Origin of the sequence: Aquiflexum sp. (genome assembly GCF_041751335.1) — a bacterium.
Lineage (GTDB): Bacteria > Bacteroidota > Bacteroidia > Cytophagales > Cyclobacteriaceae > Aquiflexum.
The window spans coordinates 1-5,459 of record NZ_JBGSXS010000223.1; the positions used below are offsets into that span (position 1 = coordinate 1).

Genomic DNA, 5,459 nt, shown 5'->3' on the forward strand with positions numbered 1-5,459 from the left:
AAGAATCCGGATAACCCTGACAAAGCGATAACAGACCAAATGGTTATTGATCTTCAGGATACCTGGGTGGGCCGAAAGATGGATGAATTTTACCAGTCCAAAGCAAAACAAACTTCCATTCTGATGCAGGGTGAGGAAAGGATAGAATGGATCCGATATTGTGAAGAAAAATCCGTCCTGTTTGGGACCAGCAATTTTTATGGAGAAAATATTCCCGATCGTACCTATCATTTGTACAAATTTTCCAATGGCTATATTGGTGCTGCTGCTCCCGGAGAGATTTCCTCAGAAAGCTGGGAACTTTTAAAAAGAGCCACGGCAGTCTTTTCCTTTGCCTATACGCGTTTCAGGGATTTGCAAATGGCCCAAGCCAGCGCCCGAACCGCCATGCGACAGGCTTCTTTGGACCGTGTTCGCGCTGACATTTCATCCATGCGCAATGCTGATGACCTTGACAGAATCACGCCGCTGATTTTTAAAGAGCTGACCGTACTGGGTGTTCCATTTATCCGTTGTGGGGTTTTTATTATCCAAGAAAAACAAAAAATAGTCGAAGCCTACCTTTCCTCACCTGAAGGCAACTCGCTTGGGGTTTTGCGACTTCCCTACAAGGCCAGCGAACTCACCTATCAGACCGTGGAGGCCTGGCGAAAAGGAAAGGTTTACAGGCAGCATTGGAATAAAGAGGACTTTATCCAATGGATCAACCAATTGATGGAACAGGATCAGATTCAGGATGGCAGTACTTATCAGGGTACCGCAGCACCTCCCGAATCTCTTGATTTGCATTTTGTTCCATTTACCCAAGGGATGCTATATGTTGGCGCAGTCAGTCCCTTGGAGGAAAATGAACTGGAATTGGTACAGGCACTGGCCAAGGCTTTTTCCATCGCCTATGCCCGATATGAAGATTTTGTGAAGTTGGAGCATGCCAAAGCCGAAGTAGAATCAGCGATGAAGGAACTCAAAGCAACTCAATCCCAACTCGTCCAACAGGAAAAACTCGCCTCCCTCGGCCAGCTCACCGCCGGCATTGCTCATGAGATTAAGAATCCGCTGAATTTTGTGAATAATTTTTCGGAAGTGTCGATAGAGATGATTGAGGAGATTTTAGAAGCGAGAAGCGAGAGACGAGAAGCGAGAGACAAGAAACAAGAGACAAAGTCCTGTCCCGAGAATCGGGAAGACAAGAACCAAGAAGGGGAAAGGGATGAAAGTGAGGACATGGAAGATGAGATTTTGGAGGATATAAAAGGAAACTTGAAGAAAATACATCAACATGGTTCGCGGGCAAATGGTATTGTGACATCGATGCTACAGCATTCGAGGGGCGGATCAGGGAAATTGGAACCTACTGATCTGAATGCTTTGATAAAGGAATATGTGAACTTGAGTTTTCACGGGATGCGGGCAGGGAAGAATCCGATCGATGTGGATATAATCCTGGACTTGGACCCTGAGATAAAGGAAGTGTCTCTAATCAAAGAGGACTTTACCAGGGTGATTATCAATCTGTGCAATAATGCATTTGATGCGATGCGGGAGAAGGTGTTGAAGACACAAGACATAAGACACAAGATACAAGATGGGGATTCTGGTAATTTTCGGTATGATCCGAAATTAAGGGTGACCACAATGCTTGAGAATGGTCGGGTTCGGTTATCACTTGAGGACAATGGGCCGGGGATACCCGATGAGATCAAGGATAAAATCCTACAGCCCTTTTTCACTACCAAAAAAGGGACGGAGGGAACGGGACTAGGACTCAGTATTACCCATGACATCGTGAAGGCACATGGGGGGGAGTTGAGCTTAGAGAGCAAATCAGATAATGAAAATAATAAGGGTACAACTTTCTACATCACACTCCCAATCTTGAAAAATTAAAAGCATATGAACCTTCTTTCTAAACAGTTAAGATCATCTCTATTTTTATTAGGATTCATTGCCTTGTCCACTACTTCTTGTGAAGAAAAAAATGTATCCGCGGATGTCACAATTGATAGTGTTGAATTTGAAGAGCCAAGGGTAATTCCATTAGAATTCAGCGAGCCTAAACAAATCAATTGGGAAGTGACAGACATCAATGGTTTTGATAGAATGTCTGAGCGAAAGGTTAACATACAATCCTTTCCGCAGAAACCCTTTTATCCCGATCGGTTCATTCCACTAAAGACACCTATGACAGAAAATGAGGTGCTATTTGACTCTTTCGTCGACTCCTCTTTTAATTTTTCAGAGCTTCCTTCTAGCAAGATCGAATTCAAAACCTCCTTACTAGCAAGTCCTAAAAAAATAAAAGCTGGGTTACCCAAAATTGATAAAAATTCAACCCTAGGCATTTTAGAATTTAGCGAGGACCAAGGCCTTCCCAGCTATTTGGTTACAGCCTTAATGGAAGATAGTAATGGTATGATGTGGATTGCCACGGATAAAGGTTTAACTAGATTTGATGGTGCATATTTGGAAATTTTCGATTTCATTGAATCATTTTTCACGGGAAGTCAGGCAATTGTAAACAAAATATTAGAAGATAAGCGTGGTAGAATTTGGGTCTACACTTCTCAAAAAGGCATCTATGTAATTGACCTGAAAGTTGGCTTGGTGAGTAGCTTTAATTTTGTAGGCCAAAATTTCAGCTTTAATGATAATTGCTCCATGATAATGGACAACGATGGCCAGATTTGGGTTGGTACCCTTCGTGATGGAATATACATCTTTAATTCATCCAAAGATACCTATAAGCACATTCCTCAATGGGGTCCAAATAATGACAGAAATGCCTCAAAACTTACACTTGATCAAAATGGATCCCTATGGGTAGGGTCAGCTTCGGGACTTTCAAATATTGATATCCAGGGCGGAAAAACTCAAACCTTAGAAAAAGCATTTAATATTTCGATCGCTCCGATAACTGGCCTTTTCACGGATAATGAGAACCAGATCTGGATAGGCACTGCTGAGCAGGGAGTAGCAATTTTAAATTCTGATCGGAATAAAATCAGTTCCCTAGGTACAGAGCAAGGAGTTGGGACAAGTATAGTCCACTTTTCCGAAGGATCTGATCAAACGATTTGGATGTCTTCTAATGAGGGAGTATTCATTTATAATAAAGAAAACCAGAGACTGAAAAATCTAAATTCTTCTGATGGAATAATTGATGATTTTATCAATACCACCACTTTTGATAGTAAGGGACAACTTTGGATTGCAACCCAAGATGGAATCAACCTTTATGATCTTCAAGGTCTTGCTCCTATTTACCTCAATAGCTCTGATGGACTAACAGGACCGGACGCCTGGTCATTTTTTGAAGATTCCGAAGAAAGACTCTGGATTGGGACTAGACAAGGTTTGGATCTGTATGATCCCGGAAAAAATTCGATATCGAGATTAGACATAAATCTTGGCCTACCTAAGGCAAACAATATTTCCCATAAAATGCAAAGGCTTTCAACAAGCCAGATTTTAATTACTTCGCCTGGTTTTGGTTTTGGTATTTATGACGAGGTAAACGAGACAATCAAATACCTCAGAGGTAATCAAGGTCTTGTTACGCTTTTTCCATCTTCGTCTATTGTAGATAGTAAAGGAAGACTTTGGACCGGCTCCTTTAGAAATGGTACTGTGGAATTTATTGATCTAGAAACCAATGAAATAAAAATGCTTACCAATCTGACTGGAATAATGGGTGATATAGTCTGGGGGTTTGCAGAAGATCGGTATGGTCAGATTTGGGCGGGGACAGATTTAGGAATAAATGTGATCAACCCTGAAAACAATACGATTTCCTATTTGATGGAAGATGGTGAGCTTAGTCAACGGAATACGGGTGCATTTTTTACAGATAAAGACGAAACACTTTGGATAGGAAGTCGATCTGGGCTCTTGATTGTCGACCAAAAGACAAATTCATTAACTGAAATAAATACTGAAAATGGACTGTCAAACCCTGCAGTTTACACTTCATATGGATCAAATGGAAAATACTATTTCGGAACAGGAAATGGATTTAACCTCTTAACTCCTAATACAGAAAAAAAGGAACAGGGTAAATTTGGCTATGACTTAAAGTCATTTGAAAAAGGGCAAGGATTAATTTACACTGATTTCAATGCTGACGCTGTAATTGAATTTAATAATAAGCTGTGGTGGGGAATTGAAACGGAGGCACTTACGATTACAAATATCCCAAGAGAGGACTCATCAGAAATCAAGACCTTTATCTCTGGCATCACCATTTCAGATCAAGCTCAAAATTTCTTTGACCGAGAGGATATTCTAAGAAAATACCCCGATTTGGACACTCTACTTAGTGCCGAATTAGATACATTTTACCTTCCTAATGCTATTCCCAAACAAAGCGATTGGCTCCAAAAAAATAATGTGAATTGGGACAGCATTTCAGGTTATTTTAATCTTCCGGTCAATCTAGAAATTCCTTTTGAACATAATTTTTTGAGTTTCCAGTTTACTAGTGCCCAACTTTCAAACCAAGACAAAGCTAAGTACAGCTATTTCTTAGAAGGTTTTGATAAGGAATGGAGCAAGGTAACTACAAACCCATTCAGTGAAAATTATAGAAACTTGCCTGCCGGCAAATATACCTTTCTAGTAAGTAGCTTATCCCCGGAAGGCCTATGGAGTGAACCCGCAAGAATTAGTTTTACCATCCTACCTCACTGGACGGATACTTGGTGGGCTTGGGTTTTGTACCTTTTGGTATTTTCCGCAATAGTTGGAGCAATAGTTCAATACCGGGCAAAGGCCCTCAAGAAGGAAAACTTGATCCTAGAAGAGAAGGTCAAGCACCGTACCTCACAATTAAACCAATCCCTCGAAAACCTTAAATCCACCCAAACCCAACTCATCCAATCAGAGAAGATGGCAAGCTTAGGAGAGTTAACTGCCGGCATTGCACATGAAATCCAGAATCCCTTAAACTTCGTCAACAACTTTAGCGAAGTGAGTAATGAATTGATTGATGAAATGAACGATGAGTTAGATAAAGGCGATATTGACGAAGCCAAGGCCATTTCAGCAGACATTAAGCAAAATCTTGAAAAAATCACCCACCACGGCAAGCGCGCCGATGCGATAGTTAAAGGCATGCTCGCACACAGCCGAAGCAGCTCCGGTGAGAAAATACCCACAGACATCAATGCCCTGGCAGATGAATATTTGAGGTTATCCTATCACGGATTGCGTGCCCGAGACAAAAGCTTCAACTCAGACTATAAAACGGATTTTGATCCCAATCTGCCCAAAGTGAATGTAGTGCCACAGGATATCGGAAGGGTATTATTGAACCTGATCAACAATGCCTTTCAGGCTTGTGCTGGCCAACCCTCCAAGGGTTCCAAACCCTTGGAGGGTTTTAACCCATTAGTAACTGTCTCTACAAAGAACATCGGCGACAAAATCGAGATTTCCGTCAAGGACAATGGTCCCGGCATCCC

General features: G+C 41.4%; 2 protein-coding genes. Both read left to right on the forward strand.

Annotation, left to right across the window (positions count from 1 at the left end):
- On the forward strand, nt 1-1,887 hold a 1,887-nt coding region (locus ACEW8U_RS11810; protein ID WP_373522247.1), incomplete at its 5' end, for a sensor histidine kinase.
- 6 nt (nt 1,888-1,893) lie between these two features.
- Nucleotides 1,894-5,459 (forward strand): two-component regulator propeller domain-containing protein (locus ACEW8U_RS11815; RefSeq protein ID WP_373522248.1); only part of this gene is annotated, 3,566 nt, incomplete at its 3' end.